A 20,884-nucleotide genomic window follows, 5' to 3' on the forward strand; every position below is an offset into this window, starting at 1 on the left:
AGCAAAACTTAAAGTGAAATCTAGCTATGATTTGACTAATTCTTTATAAATTCTATTTACGGCTCGATTATAGATAGAATTTACTCTGTAATAAAGTTTATGGGAACCAGACTGATTGGCTTTTTGAAATTCGGCAAATTCTTGAGTAAACGTAGCGCCTTGTTCTTCAATCAGTTGCTCAAAAATAGTTACTGCATATTGATAGAGCTGAGAATCAAATTGATTAAGCTCTTCTATTAGTTTTATGGTGTCTTGGTCGATATTATTGGGTTTTTTAGAAATATTACTTCGATCGTATAGCGGGATTTTCCAGCCTAGTTGCTTTTGCAACAGCATCAAGCTTTCATCAAATCTCTCCGAAATACCCACAAATTTGAAATGCTTTTGAATATTTTCTTGAGCAATTTTAAGACTTTCCTCAGTACAGAAAAATTTTTGACTGCGATCGCCATCGGATAATTGACTTTCCAGAACTATTCCCGATAAGTTTTTAGTCATACCATTTTGAACACCACCGTAGGACTGGACAAATTCTCGCAGTGATAAATTTGAGAATCTAAAATTTTTAGTTTTTTGATAATAGTAATACATTGAAATTGCCCGATTAACGGGCTCACGTAAAAACGTGATATATGTATAAGGCTGCTGTAAGTAATTATGCAAGCCAAAGCCTAAATGGGTATTAATAATCTTGATTTTCTTTCTTTGAGATTCAGATAAATTTTGTAGTTTATTAATCCGTTGAATATGAGGTCCTGAAGAGCCGTACAGTTCACAGATAGCACTGGGTGGAAACTGATATTGAATGATATATCTGAATGTAGTCCCTGCTGTTTTGGGAATATGTTGAAATATAATTACTGGTTCTTCCATGAGATTTTGGTATATAAATTTATAATTAAGCAATACTGATGTGTTTTTAAGTCAGCAAAGAATCGTATATTCCTTCTAACTTGGCTGTCTGCTTGCCAATATCAAATCGTTCTTTAATCAACTTTCGACCTTGTTTTCCCATTTGTTGACCCAAACTGCGATCGCTCAATAAAATATCTAACTTTTCAGCTAAGGCTTGATCGTCTTTTTCTGATACTAAAAAACCTGTTTGACCGTCAATCACGGCTTCGGGAATCCCACTATGATAAGTAGAAACCACAGGGACTCCGCAAGCAGAGGCTTCGAGTATTACAATCGGTAATCCCTCACATTCTCCCGTTTTAGCTACTTGACTGGGAAGAGCAAAAATTTCTGCTTTTTGCACTAGTTGTAGAACTTGTTCGTGTGGCTTGGGTCCTAAAAAACGAACACGATTTTCTATTCCTAGTTGTTTAGTTAATCTTTTTAACTTGGAGGTAAGAGCACCTTGACCAACTTGGAAGAGATAAATATCAGGATATTTAGCAACAATCTTGGCAAAGGCTCGCAATAAAGTATCAATACCTTTCTTTTCCGTATGTCGACCGACACAGAGAATATAACGCTCTTTAGCTAACTGATTAGAGGGACAAAATTTATCAGTATTCACGCCAATATAGTGTTTAATAATTTTTTCTTGGGGATAGCCTTGAGCAATCAGTTTCTCGCGAATAAAATCAGAAACGGCAATAAATACTTGTGTTCTTTGCTTTAATGTCTCCTCATGCCAAAGAAGTTGATAGTACAGCAGTTTTCCTGTCCGCCAAACAGCTTGACGATTGAGAGTAATGTCATAACCATGAACAGTCACTACCAAAGGAATATTGAGCTGTTCGGCAAGACTCATGATGTAGACACCATTAGGGGCAAAATGGGCGTGAATTAAAGCTAAATTACTAAGATGAGACCAATAACTGCGAAATACCTCGGGACTACGAGTTACAGTGTGGGTAATTTGTTTTAATCGAAAACGATCATCTTGACTCAAAGCAACATGAGGTAAAGGAGTTTTCTGTAACAGGGTATCAGTGATATAGGTTGGTTGATATTGCTTGAGATATTGAGCCTGTTCAGTGACAAAGGCTTCCGAAACACGGGGAAAAGTTCGGAGATAGATGCCAATTGGTTTAGTCATTTAGCATTGCTAATTTGCAAAAGAATCTAGAGTTTTATTTAAAGTTTTACTGTCTCGGGTTTTAAATCCAGGTCAACAATTTTCGCCAGTTTCCGAGCATATTCTTGGGGATTGCAATTGGCTTCAATCCATTGTTGTCCTTTGAGCAAGGTCTGGCTAGTTTGATCGTGGTAGTTGCGCTCAAGCTCAATAATGGTTTGGGCGACGGCTTGGGGATCTTCAGGATTGACCATCCAATGGGGGGCAAAATTACTTAAAATTTCCCCAATACCACCAGTACAACTGCCAACTACTGGTACACCACTAGATACTGCTTCGACTACCGTACGACCAAAAGGCTCTCTAGGAGCTAATGTAACTAGGACATTAGCATGTTGATAGTAATCTGGAATGGAAAAACTAGGAGGTAAAATGGTCAGGCGTTCGGATACCTTTAGCTCCATCGCTAATTGAAGTAAGTTCTTACTATTGATCTGTTCTGGAGAATGGTCTTGACCAATAATCACACTGTGATAGTTAGCCCCCAGCTCCTTTAACTTAGCTAAAACTAAAATTAGACCTCGTAGATTCTTGTCATTAATCTGTCCTGGTTTGCTAATTCGCGTTGGAGTCAGCATGATCTTGGCTCCAGAAGCGAGGATTGGTTTTAATTCTGACGGTGCTTCACTCTTAGGTGAGCGAATGCTAAACTTCTCTCGCTCTAAGGGTGGATATAAAATTCCTTTAATTTTAAGTCCCAAATTTTTGGCAACTTTCTCAGAGGTAAACTGAGAATTACAAATTGCTCCCGGTGCCAGACCAGCAAAAATCAGTTTTCGCAATAAATTACCCCCAAGATTGTAGGAATATGCTGCATCACGGAAACAATGATAAACTCGGCGACGGCTTAACTTTAATTGAAGGATGTTACGAGCCAGAATGGGCAGTAGATAAAGAGTTGTACAGTTTTCTATGAGTAAAGGATAGTCTCGTGGTTGTTGAGCAACCCATTTTAGTGCTCGTTCATAAAATTGAGCGCCATCAGTTGCTACAATTGGCTGGAGGCAGTCTCCTTGACCTTGGTGCTGCAGGTAATTTTCTAACAGAGAATTGGCTTTGACTAGTACACTTATACGATCTAAGCTCTGCAATTTATCAAATCCCGCGATCGTCATCGAAAGGGAAACAGTCATTCCACCCAAACTTTCGCACCAAGAAGGTAGTATTATTAGTTTTTCCACAACGCACTCCTGGCAAAAGGATTATGATTTACTTGGCCTCGTTGATGAATCAGCATACACATTAGAATACTGGCAATCATTGAGAATTGTAGGCTGGTCACAGCCAGCTGAAAGGTGAATAGAGCTAGCACAGGTGGCCACAGCATCGGTCTCTCTCTGCGAGTCTCATAGAACCAAGCAAGTAGAGCGGCCCAAAAAGCTAGAAATATTCCCATCCCTAGCACACCCTTTTGGTAAAGAAGATCTCCTAGATAAAAGCTGTGAGAGCCAATTCGAATACCACTATCCTGCACATAAAAAGTAGCATTACCTTCTACAGCTGGTGGACCTTCAACCTTATGACCAAAAAATATTCTGTCGGGAATTCTTTCCCAAGTTTCTTTATATACTAAACCTCGAATTTCAGTAGACCCGACACGAGCACTAGCTACGCTTGATGCTGTCTCGTTATAAGTCGCGAAAAGCTGTTGAGTGAGAGGAGTAAGAGAAAATGCTGCAAAACTAAACAGAGCTAATAGCGCAAACACGAATGCAGTCAATCGTAGTCTAACTAAAGTTATGAAAAAGCGAATCATTAACGCTGCTGGTAATGCTAACCAAACTGAACGTGAAGCAATTAAAAAAATCAAGAAGCTGCAACCTAATAAAAGCAGGAATGACCAAACACGATTTTTGAGTTCTACAGCGATTAAACCTACGAAACCTAAATATGAAGCTGTTGCTTGATAATGATTAAAGAAAAATCTGACTCGATCTTCGTCGTAAAACGCCAAGTAATTGCCCCAACCTCCAACATCTGCTGGATCAAAGCTTTTTTTTCCTGTCAGTATGGCATAGAGAGTGCGAGGTGGATTATCAATCCATCCAACAAAGGCGAATTTAAAAATTAGCCAGCCTATAAACATTTGAATCACGCTGACTGAGCAGGCCCAAGCAACGACCTCTAGACGCACTTTAGCCTTGTTACTTTGGATGTACCAAATCAGGAAGGGAACTGCAAATGAAAGAATTGACTTGATCAGAGTATTGGGATTGACCCTCATATCTGAAGGTATATCTACAGTCCAGTAAGCATTCAAATAAAGTAAAACATTGTCTAAGTAGCCGTATGCAAAAAAGGCGAATAAGGCAATTACTGCCCAACTAGGACGTTTTAATCTTAATTCACCATAATGACGCCATTCGTAAATTATTATTCCTAAAGATATCGAGGACAACATATAGTTGGTGATTCCTACGAGCCACCAGACTGGAAGCAAGACTATATTTGCGCAGACAACTTTTTCGGTTAAGTTGAGAGCACCCCAACGGAGAAAAAGTCCTCTAAACAATCTTTCTGAGGACTTTTGAGGTTGAGGATAATTTTGTCTAGTTATGATTTGAGTCATAGTTTGGTACTGCTTGCTGGGCGACAAGGGCTGGTGGTAATTGTGGCTTGTAGTAACTATAGCGATAACTGCTATTTGAATCACCAACGCCATTTAAGATTAAACCTTGGATTTGCGCCTTATGTAATTTAAGCTGCTCTAAACTATCCATCACCGAATTGCGATCGCTATTTCCAGGTCTGACGATAAACAATACGTTTTCAACAATGGGAGCCATGAGCATGGACTCACTAGTAAGATGAACAGGAGAAGTATCTACCAGGATATAATCATAGTTTCCTTCTGCCTGTACCTGATCGAGATACTGTTCAAAGTTTCCTTTGGCTAAAAACTCAGCTGTTTTTTCCTTAGGTAGTAAAGGAGCTGGGATAAAATCTAATCCAGCGCTGAGATTAATGGTTGTCGGAATTTCTAAGTCCTCTACCTCTCGTTGTTCTGGCGTAACATTGATATGTTTACTCAAGCTGGCTCTTTGGAGATCTCCGTCAACCACTAGAATCTGAAACCCTAATTTTTTAAGAGCGATCGCTAAACCTAAAGTAATAGTAGTCTTACCTTCTCCAGACTTGGCACTCGTAATCATTACGCGACCATTATCTAACTCTAGTGAACGAAAATTAGTTGCTAGACGCTCAAATTCTCTCTCGGTCAAATCATTACATTGCCAGTCAGTTGATTGGTCCTTTCCAATCCAAGAGTTATCTTTGTATATTGGTAAATACGATTCGTCGTATTCTCTAAGTTTTGAAGCTTCCTCAAAAGATGAATTTAGTCGTTTGTTAGCCAGGTTATCCCAACTTAAATAAGGCTGCTTTAAATTACCAATACTAAACAATATTGGATAATCCAGCATTACCAAGTCTTTGGGACTTAGTAGTGGCGAAGAAGATTCCAGGAATAACAATAAACTAACACTACCAAATGCTGAAGCCATGATCCCACCAAGTAAAATTAGTTTCTTACTAGCTTCCTCAGGTTCGGGATCGAGAACTGGACCATCAATCAGTTGCACATTGGGATAGCTATTGAAGTTATCAATCTTGGCTTTATTTATCTGAGCAACAATCCCTTTATAAACTCCTTCAGCAATACTGTGTTTTCTTTCCAGTTCGACTAGTTTACTTTTACTAGCAGAAATAGCATTTAATTCACTAGTTAATTTGTTAATTTGATTTTGAATTTGATTTGTTTGCTGTTGGAGTCCTTGAGTAGTTGTCTGAGAAGCAATTAACTCAGATATCATATCTAAACGTTTAGTTGAATTATTGCTACCTAAAGTAATATCAATCTCCTCCAGATTGGCATTAGGTATTGCGGTGCTAACTCTTTGGTTTAGCTCCTGAGTCAATTGTTCCCGCCTGGTCAAAAGATTTTGTATTTGAGGACTGGAGTCTTTGTACTTACCACGTGCTTCAGTCAACTCAATTTCTGTTTGAGCTAACTTTTGTCTTACCTCTTGATATTCTTGATTTTCAGCTAAGTTAAGTGATTGAATTGCTCTTTCTGGGGTAGTGTTGAACTGACTAGCTGCAATATCTGCCCTAGCTTGACTAGCCTCTGCTTCAGATTGCAGTAAAGTCAAATTAGTTCTCAGTTCATTGATAGAACTGACTAACTGTTGCGTTTGATTTTCACTATCAACAATACCAGTAACACGACGAAATTCAGCTAATTCCTGCTGTGCTGACACTAGTTTATCTTGAGCTTGTTGCAGTTCTTCTTGAGAAAAATCTTGACGAAAACTAGCGTCTGAAGAACGTAACTCATTAAGACGCTGTTGATAGGTTTTCGCTAAATTACGCGCCCTAGCAAGAGCCAACTCAGTACTAGAACCCTTAGCTTCAAGTAACATAACTGTCGATTGAGGTTGCGGCTCAACAGTAAACAAACTTTTAAAGGCTTTTAAGCGGGGAAAAGAGTCTTTATCAGGGTCTATTGATAAGGCTTTTTCCATCACAGAATCGCTAGTCATAATAGTTGACTGGATTTGTAGAGGATTTACTTCTTTAGAAAAAGCAGCAGTACCCTCATTGAAAGTACCTACACCTATATCTGTATTTAAATTGCCTCCAGAGTTAGGCACATTAAATTTTGCTGTGGCTTTCCAAACAGGAGGAGAAAAAATTTCTGCAAGTACTGTTGCTGATAGTAGAGTAGCCAGTATGAAAAATAGATTCAGTAATAGTAAAGGATTACGATGTCTGCGAATAACATTAAAATTATGATTCATCGTTAGTTAATTTCTTAAATTTATAGTTATTTACGATTAATTAAACCGTTATCCTACGCGAGTCAGATACTGACGAAAATAGCCCCGCAATCCGAGACGTAAGACCGATTTTCCTTGAGTAGGAAATAAAGTGCAGAAACTCCGCCGCAAAACTCTTTCTAGAGTATCTTTGGTACTGAGTCCAATGGCTGCACTTTCTCGAAGAGAAAGCCAGATAACTTGAAGTGTTTCTGCCCCTAAGCTTTTTCCCTGTTCTATTGCTTTAAGACTGCGATAGTCGGCATCCCGTCGCAGAGTAAAGCGATCGCTTAGTCCAACTTTGGCAGCTGTCTCATTAATATAAGTAGCAGTTAGCTCACGCTGTTGGATTAGACGAGGCCAGTTATCATTGTGTCCTCTACGATTGTTACCATGAAGACGGTAAAACATCAGCGGTTCGTCAATGCAACCTACTTCACCATAAAAGGGAATTACTACAGTCAAAAAAGTATCGGCAGCTTCAGTCCTTTTAGTAGGAATGGGTAAGATGTGCTCGAGAACCGAACGACGGTAAGCTAGTGAGGAGGTTATTCCCATGGCGTATCTACCAAATTCAAGCAATAAAGGGGTTACGTCACCATAATTATGAGTGCTATATCCTTGACCTATTGCTACGCCTTCTCGATCTACGGAAATTCTCCCATGAGAAACTTGTACCCATTGAGGATGCTCTTGAAAAGCTGCCACCACTTTTGCTAGTTTATCCTCACGAAAATAGTCATCTGCATCAAGCAAACAAATTATTTCGCCTTGTGCTTTGGCAATTCCAGTATTAAAAGCCATTCCTTGACCACTATTGGCTTGAAAAATGGCAGTTAACTGACCCTGAAAAGATTCAATAACCTCTCGTGAGTTATCAGTGGAACCGTCATCTACAACAATCAACTCAAAATTTTTGTAGGTTTGCTGTAAAACACTTTCAATCGCTTTAGGCAAGAAACAGCCATAATTATAGTTATCAATAATGACACTTACCAAGGGATTTTTCTGGTCGATGTCTAACTTATGGTGTTGCAGTGATTGCGACATTTCTAATTGCTTAACTATATAAAAATTTCCAAGTAATTGTAAGTGAATTAATTGTTAAAAAAAGACATACTTTTCCTATAATCAGGGATTACTAAAGTTCACTCTTTGGTGTCTTCTCGAATAATCCTCAACAGAAAAACTGCTGCTAAACTTCAAGCTATTTATTTTATTTTGAAAATGCAATGTACTTAAGCTTTATATAAGCTACAGTGTTTGACAACTAGAGTTATTGCTTATAAAAGCTACAATTTTTAGTTAGAATGAAAAACTTTTAGATACTCATTATCTTTCAATATTTAAAACTATACGGGGAGAATAAAATAAAAAAGTGACTTTCGATACTTTTAATGACTGCAATTTACAAACTAATAAAAGTTTTCTGTGCATTAAATTTCAGAAATAATTTTTCACTACTTAGCTAGTAAGCTAAAAATTTAAAGATTTAATACTAAACATAATAATAATAGCAAAAAACTATTTTCAAAAAATTTAGGTCATCTAAATAAAATCTTACCAAATTTTCAATATTTTTACATAAATATTTTTACATAAGAGGTTTCACTTAAATAAATACCTTAACAAGCAAAGTAGGACGATTTATTTGTTCAAATTAATATAGGAATTAACAAATATTTTTTATTTATGCTTAATGCTTTTAATGATTAAAACTTTTGATTTTTGGTTTGCGGCTCATAGCATACGTAAACTCACTCACAGATGGATTAGGAAAATTAGGGTTAATAGTCCCAGTTGTATTCTTCCAATCATCATCACTAGCAGGAGATATTTCCATTGGATGACCAACTTTGCAAGAGACTTTTAACCACATTTTGCCATGCTGCTCACAAAAAAAATCTTCAATCCAAGTGCTTTGATCAAGATATGTATTGTGCTGGGCTTTGATAAAACTAGCTTTTTTTCGAGATATACTGAGATTTTTTTGTATTTGGGATAATTCTTGATAATAGAGATAGTGTTTGGGGCTTCCCGTTCGCCATAATCTTGTTTGACAATCGGGACAATAAAACTTTTGCTTTTTATTCCCTCTACTACGTTTACCTGGCATAATTTTAAGGCTCCTAAAGATATAAATTCTACTTAAGAATACGTCGACTCTTAAAAAGTATGCATAATTACTTTGACAAACGATAATCAGGAGCTAACTCTGAAATATGCTTTGCCAATTCTGATTATTATTTAATTAAGTGTTTTTTTACCTGAGCTAACTTCTGTTACTTTACTATATCTACTAGTTAGCAAACTTAACTACAACTTACTTTTAATAGTATCGTAATATCTACAAATAATTTTTTTTTTAAGATTACTTAACCATTATAGGACAATATTGTAAATCTCTAAAACTCAAGAAAATAGTTTTCTTGAGTCTAATATTAGTTAGTTATAAAACTAATTCCAAAATTAGAAACTATAGATATTCGACTAGTATCTAGAACATCCAAAATTTTTGAATAAGAATATTAATGTGTATATTTTAACAATTTAAAAAAATCTTACGGAGTCTCTGACAACAAAATTTATTAAATTTGTAGCCAAAATTTGTAGCTTAAACTACAAATATAGTTTTGAAAAATTGTGGGATTTTGACTATTGACTCAAAAATGGAAAATAGGTAATTATATTTTCCGCGTCAGAATAGTCTTTTCTCAATCTCTTTTTTAAGATTAGCTAAAGGGTAAAAACCTGCGTAGCTACTTAAAACGAACTAACTGCTTCACTTCCGAAGGTAGCTAAGAGCTAGAATCACCGACCGTTCACGGCGGTGAGCAGTCAATGATTACTTATTCAAAAAACTTATAAAACATTGCTTCTTGTTTTCAAAGCCCAATCTACACAAATTTGTTGAGAAAATGTAAATTTTGCATGAATATTTGTTCATCAAAAAATATTTGAGTCTCGGATTGATTAGAACAAGCTATTTACACACATATAAGGCTTGCTGTAAATCAGCTTCTGAAAGCCAGTAGTTTCGTTAAAATTATGAGAATAGTTGTTTATATAATTGACATTCTCCCATCGGCGTAGGAGAGAGATTCTTTGGACAAAACCGAAATTACATTCGATTAGAATCATGTAAAGTTTCACGCACCACGATGCCTTTGGTGCAAATAGCAAAAGCTACCCAGAACACAGCAGTAAATGGGCGCAGTTTTGTGTGTCAAGGCAATGCCAATTGACTCTACTCCTTCGCTCCAATTAGAGTCTGAGCATACTTTTAATTTGGGTTGTCGTTAGCTATGTTTATCTATAAAGTATTTGCCTATCAAATAGTAGTATAAACAATCTTTAAAATATATGATTATTGTATTCCCTAAATTATCTCTTTGGGTTAATCTGGTTTCTAATAATTAATCTCAAACTAGGTTTAAACTTGATTATTCTGATTAAATAATGTGAATCTCCAGTTATTAAATTCTAACTAACTTTACAATTGAGCCTCACACTGCAATTATTCGGATAAAGATCTTGCTTGTCTAAATACATCTTCAGCAAACTGTGGATTATCTTGCATCTTCTGGAATAAAATTGTTAAGTCTTGAGGTCTACCTTCTACTGCAATGCAAGTCCCTGCGTAAATAATTTCAAAATCTTGAATTCTGTCTTCCACGCATTTCGGTTTTTCTTGCTTGATATTAACAATTCGGACACTTTTATCCTCAAGTTTATCTGTTATCTTGTTTTCACTAATATCATTTTCACTAATATCAATGGTCAATGCTTGGCTTTCATTATCTGATCGTTCCAGCTTGGTTAGGTTTGGTTGACTAGAAGAAGAAGGATAGGAATTAATCTCAACTGATTCTTTATGGTGTTTAACAATTAATTTGGCTAAAGAATAAGTAATATTTTCTCCCCGACTAGCAAGTTGTAGGGCGTGTTCGCGGGCAGTTTCTGGAGTTGAAGGAGCGGCTAAAACATAAAGTGCAGAAGTAGAAAAATTAAAATGCGTAAAATTTACGTTTTTAAATTGCTCACTAACTTGCATAAATTTAGTTGCGGATGAAACACTCCAATTAAACTCAGTTTTGAGCCAATTTCTAAATTGTCCATGCTTAAGTTGCTGTTTAACTTCAGCTAGCTTTTGTCCTACTTTAAAAATATCTTGAGCAGTTTGACGAATTAGACCTTTGATTTCACATGTCTTTTGCTTAACGCTAATCTGAGTTTGTTGATCGAGAATCCCATAGTCAAAACATTGCCGATTAACAACATTAGGCATTGGCTTTGGGGATAATTGGTTTTTTTGCTCTTTAACCAAATTTTTGAAGTTCAAAATTTATACCTCTCAAATAACAAAATGACAATAGCTTTTGACAATACCCTTTGACAATACCTTTCCAATTAAATTATGTTTTTCTCCAACTAAATATGCTCGATTTGAGTTGATCCCTTGGTTAATTACAAAATAGTGGAGTTCGGACTTAATCGTGAAAATGATGTCGCTAGAGTATGAGATACAAAACTTGCCAATTGAGAAATAGAGATTTTAGAAGTCTTAGAGCTTCTTTTTCTTAAGCGATCAATATATATAGTTGAGATTGCATATTCTATTTCAAGCTGTATAGTGGCTAACTTATTAGTTAAATACTCAGAAGACTTAAGCTGCTGCATAAATGCTTTTTTCCTCAGTTTATTTAGTAGTTTTTTGACAGCCGCACAAGTAACTGAAATTAATTAACCAAGTAGTTTTTTTAGTAACAGATTTTGGGAAAACCAACTAAACAGTAAATCATAGTACCTAAGGGTGAAATTACTTACAGTATGAACTATTTATACAGTGTAATTGTTCCTAAAGTTATTGACTTGAGCTGTTTTGCTTTTGTATTCTCATTAAGAGTTTCCTTGATATTTTTGTAGTATTTAGCCTTAAATAAGCATTACCAAAAGTAATAATACTATTTAAATTTAAAATAGAACGATTTTAAGCCATTTAGCACTATTTAAGAAAAATTAAACTATGCCCAAAATAAATATCAAACTACCCCAAGGATATGCTACCAATAATTACTTACGTAAATTGTAATTTATTTTACAGTTTTACAATTATTGACAGTTTTACAATGGAAGTTTGAAAAATCCAACTAAAAATTTTTTGCTTTCAAAAAGTACACATGATTAATACTCAAAAATGAGATTTTAGCTATTTTATACTCGTTAACAGAATTCAAGTAGATATTCTTCAAACTAAGGAATTTAAGACTACCAATAGTGTTTCAGTATCTTGAAGACACTCAATAATACAATCAATATTATTAATTATTAGTTCGAGAATACAATGGTAGCGAAAACTGAAGGTGATTACACTCCTCTTAGTCTTCAGAGCGCAAATCTAATCTCAAATAAGTTATTGATATGTTGATAAATTTACCATCTGTATACCTCTTACATTTGTTTTTAAAGTAAGGCCAAACTTTCTAAAGCTATCCCCAGAAAATAGAAAGTCTTAAACGACAAGTATTGTACTGAGGGAGTCTCAGCATATTCAATCGAGACATTGGGGTTTCTCCAAAATGTTGACTGCCCCCATTACTTTACTACTAACATAGTACATTATTAGTGTTTTAATGTCGATCCTTTTTTTTGCATTTTTAAAGATAGATTTAAGTAGAATTCTGAAGCGATAACTTCTAAATCTCATCAAGTAGAATAGTATCGGCTGAAAACCTAGAAAAATACTTACCAATTGAGTTAGAGAAACTGATGCTACCAATATTAACTACTAATCCTATCAACTAATTTAATGTGCTGGTAGCGTGCTTTTTAAATGAACATCAAAAATCCTCTAGCAAAACTAAAAGCTATTTTTAGTCAATCCAATTCTGTAAAACCCAAATCCTACAACACTTTTGAAGGTGTATTTAAACCTACTTTGCTGACAATACTAGGTGCCATTATGTATTTGCGGGTAGGTTGGGTAGTGGGAAATGCTGGATTGCTGGGAGGAATGCTAGTAATTTTTGCTGCTCTCAGTATTACCTTGGCTACTGGGTTATCCCTTTCTTCAATTGCTAGTAATACTCGCTTAGAAGCGGGGGGTCCTTATGCAATGATTGCTAAAGCTTTGGGTTTGGAAGTTGGTGGTGCAATCGGTATTCCCTTATTTCTCTCTCAAGCCTGCGCAGTAGCAATGTATATCTTCGGTTTTCGTGAGGGTTGGTTGAGTATTTTTCCTCAACATTCTACGCTGCTTGTCGATTTAATGGTATTTTTAATAGTCTTGACGATCGCATATATAAGTGCAGGATTAGCTTTTCGCATTCAATATTTGGTGATGGCATTAATTACCATCTCCCTGATTTCTATTTTTGCCAGCACAACTTTTTGGGAGTCTCAGCAAACTTTAGTTTTACTGGGAAATTTCCCTGGTTCTCCAGAAAATCAATTTACCGGCACAACTTTTTGGGAAGTTTTTGCTGTGTTCTTTCCCGCAGTTACAGGTATTATGGCTGGAGTAAATATGTCTGGTGAATTGAAAAATAGTCGTAAAAATATCCCCAGAGGAACACTATCGGCTATTGGCGTTAGCAGTATAGTGTATATTTCTCTATGTTGGTGGGCAGTTCGAGTAGCTTCTCCCGAGGAACTGGTTAACAACTACACTATTATGATCGACCGAGCCCTGTGGCATCCTGCGGTTTTAGCAGGACTATTAGCCGCAACCTTTTCAGCAGCTCTTTCTTCATTAGTTGGCGCACCACGCATTTTGGTGGCACTAGCACGAGATGATGTAATCCCTCAGGGGAAATTGATTAGCAAACTATCGACTAACGGTGAACCTCGTCGGGGACTATTGATTAGTAGCTTATTTGTTTTAGGTGCGCTCATGGTTAGGGATTTAAATGCGATCGCGCCTTTGATTACCATGTTTTTCTTGATTACCTATGCAACCCTAAATTTGGTCGTACTCCTAGAATCGCAACTGGGCTTAATGAACTTTCGTCCTACTTTTAAAATACCGTCAATTATTCCTTTTTATGGCTTTAGTAGTTGTCTGCTTGCTATGTTGGTTATCGATCCCAGGTTTAGTTTTATTGCCACGATAATTGTTCTGGCAATTTATTTTCAGTTGGTTAAAAGACCTGATAATCCCAAAATAGCCGGTGATGTCCGCAGTGGAATTTTTGAGGCGATCGCTCAATGGGCAGCGAAAAAAGTCATCGAAATAGATGTTAACAATTATCGAGCTTGGCGACCGACTTTATTAGTACCTGTCGAGCATTGGTCCCAGTTATTAGGTGAATTTCGCTTACTACTCGACGTCTGTCTGCCAGAAGGTTCGATCCAGTTATTAGGACTAACGGGAGAAGAATTGGATTCAAATTTTTCCTATCAGATCAAAAAATTGGCGGCGGCTTTTCGCCGACGGGGTATTTTTACTACTTTTTCGCTACTTAAATTTCAGACCCCATTAGAGGGAATTTTGGTAATTCTCCAATCTTCACAAAGCACTTTTTTTCGTCCCAATATTTTGTTCTTGAGAGTTCCCGAACAAGCTACAGACTGGGAACAGATGCAACCCATACTGGCTGAAGCTAAGAGATTAGAAGTCGGAGTGATGTTATTTGGGTTACATCCTCTAGCAGGCATGGGAAGAATGGAAATAATTAACGTTTGGCTTACTCCGCAAACAGGTGAATTGTCTTTCTTTGAAAAACTACAACAAGGAAATCTTAATTTAACTATGTTAATGGCATTGAGATTATACAGAAGTTGGCAGGGTTCATTACACTTGATTACTGTCGTTTCTAGTACCGAGGAAGTAAAGCCAGCTCAACAGTATATCGAAGAACTGCGGGATCTTTGTCGTATTCCCAATCAAGCTAAAACTTTTGTTCTTGTTGGAAAATTTGAAGACTGTATTACTCAAGCACCCCAATCTGATATGAACTTTATCGGCTTACCGCAAAAACCTAATTTCGATTTTGTCTATCATATGCTTGATTTAACTGGTTCTTCCTGTCTGTTTTTTCGGGATTCTAGTAATGAAAGTGCGATTGCTTAATTTTGGTTGTTTCATTAATAATCAACGGTAGCAAGGCACTTACCAGAATAACTACACTATCCCCTAAACCGATTCCTGTTACCTTGAGTAAACTACCAAAACTGGGAATAATTAGACATATAAACTGCAAACTTAGAGAAATTCCTAGAGCTAATCTTAAATAGTGATTTGGTTTGAGCTTAACTCGCCAAAATGGTTGACTAGATCGACAACTAAAAGCATGTAGTAATTGTGCCGTTACCAAACTCATAAAAGCAATAGTGCTAGCGCGATCGCCAATACCGTAGTTAATAATACTGTAGCTATAAGCTCCTAAAGTAAATAGAGAAATTATACCCGCCTCAAAACCGAGCCGTTTAAAGTCAGCAGAGTCAATAATTGCTGCTTCTGGATTACGAGGAGGAACATTTAAAACATCTGGTTCGGGTGCTTCTAAACCCAATGCTAAACCAGGAAATATATCAGTTACCAAATTTAACCATAAAAGCTGAATCGCGTTGAGGGGTTGACCAATTCCGCATAAATTAGCTAAAACCATCACTATAATTTCGCTCAGGTTAGTAGATAGCAAAAAATGAAGTGCCTTTTTGATGTTGTTATAGATAGTTCTTCCCTGACTGACAGCAGCGATCGCTGTTGCTAAATTGTCATCTTCTAAAACAATATCAGCAACTTCTCTAGCTACATCAGTACCACTTTTACCCATTGCAATGCCCACCTCAGCAGCTTTTAGGGCAGGAGCATCATTAATCCCATCTCCCGTCATCGCCACAACTTTGCCTGCCTTTTGCAAGGCGCGAACTATTTTTAATTTGTCAGCAGGACTAATTCTGGCGAAGAAATTAACTGGGACTTGAGCGAGATTAGCTAAGGACGGATGATTTTCCAGGTTTGACTCTTTTCTTAACAGTGTATTTTGTTCCTCTAGTTTCAAGTCGAAAAACTCACTCACCAAAAGTAACTCACCATCTATTCCTACTAATTCTTTTTCCTGGCTTAGATTCAACTCTGATGCGATCGCACGAGCTGTATTTGCTTGATCGCCCGTAACCATTACAGTGTCGATTCCTGCTCGATGAAAGTCGGCAATTAATTCTTTAACTCCAGGTCGGATTGGATTAGTAATGCCAATCAGACCCAACCAGACAAGTTTATCTGAAGCGATCTCTTCTGTGCCTTCAATCTCTTTATAGGCTGTTCCCAATACACGGAGGGCTTGACTGGTCATTTGTTGATTAGCTTTGGCGCTCGCTTGTCGCTCTATTTCAGTTAATAATACTGGGCGATCATTTTTAAGTTGAAACTTACATAGTTCTAAAACTTCTGAGGGATTACCTTTAACTGCAATTAGTTTCTGGGATTCATTGATCTGATGTACCGTAGCCATATAGTTTTGACCATCGGCACGATGATTAATTTCTAGCAGCGGATATTTGGTTTGCAGAGCAATTATATCTATATCTGCCGAGATTGCCATTTGCATTAAAGCATTTTCGGTCGGCGAGCCGTCAATTATATTTTGACTGGGATTTATCTGACTTTCGTTACAAAGAACGGCAACCTTAATTAGCTGCCATAATTCTTCATGGCGATCGCCAGAAAATTCCCCATCTTTAACTTTAATCTGGTGGCTAGGGGTTTGAATTTCTACCACTGACATTTGATTAGCAGTAAGTGTCCCGGTTTTATCCAAACAGATAGTTTGTACCGAACCCAAAGCTTCGATGGCATCGAGACGGCGAACTAAAACCCGTTTCTGTCTCATGACGTTAATTCCCAATGCCAAAGTGATCGTAGCGACAGTCGGCAATCCTTCGGGTACGGCAGCTACAGCTAAGGCGATCGAGGTTTTGAGCATTTCGATGAAACCATAACCGCGAACTATTCCCAGTCCTAAAACTAGGATACATACGGCACTAGATAATAAAACCAGTTGACCAGCAGCGCGATCGAGTTGTTTTTCTAGTGGAGTTTGTGGAATAGAGGTTTCACTGACCAAAGCCTGAATCCGACCCATTTCCGTCTTTTGCCCCGTAGCTACTACCACTCCTAATCCTTGTCCCCCAGTCACAAAAGTACTGCGATAAACCATATTGGTACGTTTGGCTAAGGGAAGATCTAATTCTGGTAGAGTTTGCCAAGTTTTGATAACAGGAATACTTTCCCCTGTGAGGACAGATTCATCAACACTTAGGCGATCGCTCTCCACCAGCCTGGCATCGGCAGCAACGTAACTACCAGGTTTGAGAATCAAGATATCGCCAACTACAACCCCTTGTGATTCAATTTCTATCGCTTGACCATCTCTAATTACCCAGGTAGATGGATTAATCAGGTTTTTTAACGAGAGAATAATTCGTTCTGAGCGGCTTTCAGTTATATAACCTAATACAGCATTGATAAAGACTACACCTAAAATCACCAGCGCATCAACTTTACTATCAGTGGCAATTGAAAGTATGGCAGCTAAGGTTAAAAGAGCAACAGGAATTGACCAAAAGTAGCCCAGAAAAATTATCAATCCCGAACGAGGTTTAGTTTCAGCTAAAACATTTGCTCCATATTGAGCTACATTTTGCTTTACTGCCTGTGCTGATAATCCCGATGTTACGGAAGTTTTTAACTCGGCTAAAGTTGATTCAGCTGATTTAAAATGCCAATTTTGCTGGAAAGTACTATTTATTTGCTTTTCATGAAATTCTTGATTCCCTGTTTCAATCACCATTTATTTTTCAGAGCGATCACGATTCCTGTGCTTATCCTCCTGATGGTTGTATAGTACCTTCTAACTGATCGAATCGCTTTTGAATAGTTTCTGGTTGCATCGTACCTACTCGTGATAGTAATACTGCACCAAAACCAAATAAATTAAGCATTAAAATTATCAATCCTCCAGCGATTGGAATCAGACTCATGATGACTAAAATTAGCATTCCCACTAAAAAAGGAATAATAGCCTTATCTGAATGCGGAATAATTTTCTTGCCAATCCATAGTCCAGTAGCGATCGCACCAAGCAAACCGGCAACAGCAAAGCCTAGATTAGCGATGGGAATAAGTAAAAAGCCAAATACACTACCAGCAAATAGAGCAACAAACAGGGTAATCGCTACAATACCACCTAAACCCCACATCCCACTTTTAAACGGATGTTGGTGCATAGTAGCCGTAATGCTTTGAATGTGACCTGGAAGTAGTAAAAGTAAAAATATGCCAAAAGCAAAGACAACTATTAGAGAAGCTAAAGAGAATAAAGCATTCATTAAATAAACAGTGCCCAATAAGCCAAAACGCTCAAATAATACTTTAGCATTACTGAATATTACTACTTCACTACCACCGACCATAGCACCTTCTTGTTTAATAATCTCTCCGCCAATAGCTACCGCATCCCCTCCAACGCTAGCATTGGGTTTAAGGATTACATCTCCCCCAAGAGCTAAGGCATCATGAGTAACTTGTCCCTCATTAAAGATAGTTACATTTCCGCCAATAGCTACTGCATCAGTCACAACTTGTTTTTCAGGAACTGTGACATCAGTATTCATTTTGAAGATTTGAATATCGTTCTCGTTATTAGCAACAGCAACTCCAGTTACAAAAATCAACAGGAAAGTTGCCATAAAAGCCACGATTAGCGGTCTTAGTTTTCGCCAGCTCATTATAAGAATTCTCCTATGATTAGGTTAGTGATTAATAGTTAGTGCTTAGTTTTTCTTAGCTATAAATTTTACTTTGAGTTTAGACTAAAAGTTTGAGGATATTGTGAAGAGAGCAATTTTCAAGCTAAACCTTGGCATAACCACTTTTTTCTAAAAACTCGACAAAAAGCAAATACTAGTTTTCGAATAGTAATTGATAATTTAATAACAGGTAAGATAATAATTTATCTTCAAAAAGGTAATTAGAAAATTAATATTTTAGTAAATTTATATGTCATATCAATTTATATTGATAGAAGAGTGATAAATTAGAAATAAGAGATTTTAAAACTTTGTCAATATAGATACAACTTAATTTATATTGAATCAAGAAAGTTAAACTTTTGAACTTATCTCAAGCAAAAACTATTAGTAAAAAGTAATGGCATAATCTATCTTAATAATTAAGGAGGTAAAGGTTATGAAACCAATGATTTGGCATCCTGAACCGAAGGATAAAAAAGTTAATCAATATTTAGATAAAACTAATCGTGAACCCTGGGTAGCTATTTTAGTTGGAATCTTGTTAATTGTGTGTTGTTTCACGCTTCTGGTTCTTCTAGGTACTTTTTAATGCTGGATTCATAGTCATTCCAATTAGTTAAACTATGGTGAAAGATTGTTTCAGAACAGATAATTCTTGTTAGGGCAATATTTTTACGAGAAGGCTCAAGACAATACGATTCACTTTTAGCCTAATATATAAGTTTTATGGGGAATGACTATATTTTTTATATGGATAAATCGCAAGCCCTAATCTTTGACTGCCGGAAGTATTTCAGTAAAACTAGCTAAAGATTTTGCATTTTAGTTCCTAAATTTAAGTTAATCAGATAGCATTTTTAACTTTGTCCCTAAATTTTTATGGAATCTTTATCGTTTCTCAGGCTGGCGGTCAATTTTCATTTTTCAAGTCTGATTTTTTCGTTATTCATTTTCATTAACTATAGATTAATGAGAATCAGGCTTGGAAAGAAACCTTTATTTGAAGGGGCTTTTAGAGCTGCTGTGAAGAGTAAGAACTTTGTCTGAGTTTAAAAAATAACCATAGAGTCTTAACAGTTGATTTACTCAGACAATAAAGGTTTAAGTCTCTAAGTGGATTAATTAATTTCTCCTACTCGACCTTGGTAAAATATGCCGAGGTTTTTACTTGCTAATAAATGAAAAAAATCAGAAGTTTTGTATTACTTTTGCAACTATTTAGATTTTAACTTGAGTTGAAACCAAGATTGTCACAGATTTAAAATCAGTAAATCACTATTAATAGATTCAATATTAGATTTAGTACTTTGTTAGATGATGAAAGTAAAAAAGCTTGGTTTTTCTCAGTTTTTTATTTCGATTATTTTTATCAAAAAGTTTTTAGTTTTTAGTTTAAATTAAATACTAAAAACAATTGTGTTTAAGATCCCATAGTCTTACTGTGTCCCCGTTCAGGTATAGTTTAAGACTATATTTGAACGACTAATAACTAATTACTAACGACTAACGACTTTTTTTATTTATAAGTTTAACATTTTATTGATCGCTGCTTTAAGTTCTCGTATTGTACAAGATTTACTGAGATAACCGTTTACTCCCAACTTAATAGCATATGCTCGTTCGGCTTCACTATTTAACGAAGTAAAAAAAATAAAGGGAATCATTACCGTTATCGGATTTTGGCGTAGGGCTTGAAGAACTTGATAACCACTTAATCCAGGCATATTAATATCGCAGACAATTACATCAGGTAAATGTTTTTGTGCTTTGTCTAGACCATTTTTGCCAGATGCTACCGTAATAATCTCGTAATTTAGATCTTCCAGGCTTTCAGAAATTAGCTCTCTGATATCTTCATCGTCTTCTATAATCAAAATCTTAGGCATTTTACTCCATTTTTAGCTCAATAAAGTACATTATCTTTGCATTCTAGTAAAAGGCTATATTAGACGTTTAAATGCTATTGAAAATCTAGTTTAAAAAACTCCGCAAAATTAATGATTTATTTGGTAATCAAAAGTAAATATTTGTCTTGATCTAAGTAGGACTTTAATTGAATACCATTATGATAAAATAACTTATATAAGGCTGTCTGTTATTTAGTTAACGCCTTCCAAAATTAATGTATAAATAACAGCAGGATTTAGGGCGATTTCTGGCAAATTTTCCCAACTATATCAAAATATTGGCAAATTTATAGTATTCAGTTTTGATAATTTAATGT

At 36.2% G+C, this 20,884-nt stretch carries 13 protein-coding genes; 2 read left to right on the forward strand and 11 right to left on the reverse strand.

Going from position 1 to position 20,884, the window contains the following annotated elements:
• Positions 1-24: 24 nt before the first annotated feature.
• From PLEUR7319_RS0102200 to PLEUR7319_RS37685, 8 genes are all read right to left on the reverse strand, one after another.
• Positions 25-873, reverse strand: a complete 849-nt coding sequence (locus PLEUR7319_RS0102200) for a sulfotransferase family 2 domain-containing protein (protein ID WP_019503574.1) — start codon at positions 871-873, stop codon at positions 25-27.
• A gap of 46 nt (positions 874-919) precedes the next feature.
• The gene (locus PLEUR7319_RS0102205) at positions 920-2,047 is read right to left on the reverse strand and encodes a glycosyltransferase (RefSeq protein ID WP_019503575.1); all 1,128 of its coding nucleotides are present in this window, start codon (positions 2,045-2,047) and stop codon (positions 920-922) included.
• A gap of 38 nt (positions 2,048-2,085) precedes the next feature.
• Positions 2,086-3,267, reverse strand: coding sequence for a glycosyltransferase family 4 protein (locus PLEUR7319_RS0102210; protein ID WP_019503576.1), 1,182 nt, complete (start codon positions 3,265-3,267; stop codon positions 2,086-2,088).
• On the reverse strand, positions 3,255-4,655 hold the full coding sequence (locus tag PLEUR7319_RS0102215) for an O-antigen ligase (RefSeq protein WP_019503577.1): 1,401 nt from the start codon (positions 4,653-4,655) through the stop codon (positions 3,255-3,257). The genes PLEUR7319_RS0102210 and PLEUR7319_RS0102215 overlap by 13 nt, the downstream gene beginning before the upstream one ends.
• On the reverse strand, positions 4,636-6,885 hold the full coding sequence (locus PLEUR7319_RS0102220) for an exopolysaccharide transport family protein (RefSeq protein ID WP_019503578.1): 2,250 nt from the start codon (positions 6,883-6,885) through the stop codon (positions 4,636-4,638). The genes PLEUR7319_RS0102215 and PLEUR7319_RS0102220 overlap by 20 nt, the downstream gene beginning before the upstream one ends.
• Before the next feature lie 48 nt (positions 6,886-6,933).
• On the reverse strand, positions 6,934-7,953 hold the full coding sequence (locus PLEUR7319_RS0102225) for a glycosyltransferase (protein WP_019503579.1): 1,020 nt from the start codon (positions 7,951-7,953) through the stop codon (positions 6,934-6,936).
• Positions 7,954-8,608: 655 nt separating this feature from the next.
• Complete coding sequence (locus PLEUR7319_RS0102230) at positions 8,609-9,019, reverse strand: hypothetical protein (RefSeq protein ID WP_019503580.1); 411 nt, start codon at positions 9,017-9,019, stop codon at positions 8,609-8,611.
• Between the two features lie 1,401 nt (positions 9,020-10,420).
• Positions 10,421-11,245, reverse strand: a complete 825-nt coding sequence (locus PLEUR7319_RS37685) for a DUF3102 domain-containing protein (protein WP_144054224.1) — start codon at positions 11,243-11,245, stop codon at positions 10,421-10,423.
• Between the two features lie 1,491 nt (positions 11,246-12,736).
• Between PLEUR7319_RS37685 and PLEUR7319_RS0102240 the strand changes: the two genes are divergently transcribed.
• Positions 12,737-14,974 (forward strand): amino acid permease, encoded by a 2,238-nt coding sequence (locus PLEUR7319_RS0102240; RefSeq protein ID WP_019503582.1) that lies wholly within the window; start codon positions 12,737-12,739, stop codon positions 14,972-14,974.
• Here PLEUR7319_RS0102240 and PLEUR7319_RS0102245 read toward each other — a convergent pair.
• Together PLEUR7319_RS0102245 and PLEUR7319_RS0102250 are read right to left on the reverse strand one after the other, a co-directional pair.
• A complete protein-coding gene (locus PLEUR7319_RS0102245; RefSeq protein WP_019503583.1) occupies positions 14,949-17,699 on the reverse strand; it encodes a cation-transporting P-type ATPase in 2,751 nt (916 codons plus the stop codon). The genes PLEUR7319_RS0102240 and PLEUR7319_RS0102245 overlap by 26 nt on opposite strands.
• Before the next feature lie 31 nt (positions 17,700-17,730).
• The gene (locus PLEUR7319_RS0102250; protein WP_144054225.1) at positions 17,731-18,636 is read right to left on the reverse strand and encodes a hypothetical protein; all 906 of its coding nucleotides are present in this window, start codon (positions 18,634-18,636) and stop codon (positions 17,731-17,733) included.
• Positions 18,637-19,096: 460 nt separating this feature from the next.
• Here PLEUR7319_RS0102250 and PLEUR7319_RS41550 point away from each other — a divergent pair, with 460 nt between their 5' ends.
• Entirely contained in the window at positions 19,097-19,249 is a 153-nt protein-coding gene (locus tag PLEUR7319_RS41550; protein WP_019503585.1) for a hypothetical protein, read from the forward strand.
• 931 nt (positions 19,250-20,180) lie between these two features.
• Here PLEUR7319_RS41550 and PLEUR7319_RS33895 read toward each other — a convergent pair.
• Complete coding sequence (locus PLEUR7319_RS33895; protein WP_019503586.1) at positions 20,181-20,546, reverse strand: response regulator transcription factor; 366 nt, start codon at positions 20,544-20,546, stop codon at positions 20,181-20,183.
• Positions 20,547-20,884: the final 338 nt, after the last annotated feature.

Origin of the sequence: Pleurocapsa sp. PCC 7319, from assembly GCF_000332195.1 — a bacterium.
GTDB lineage: Bacteria > Cyanobacteriota > Cyanobacteriia > Cyanobacteriales > Xenococcaceae > Waterburya.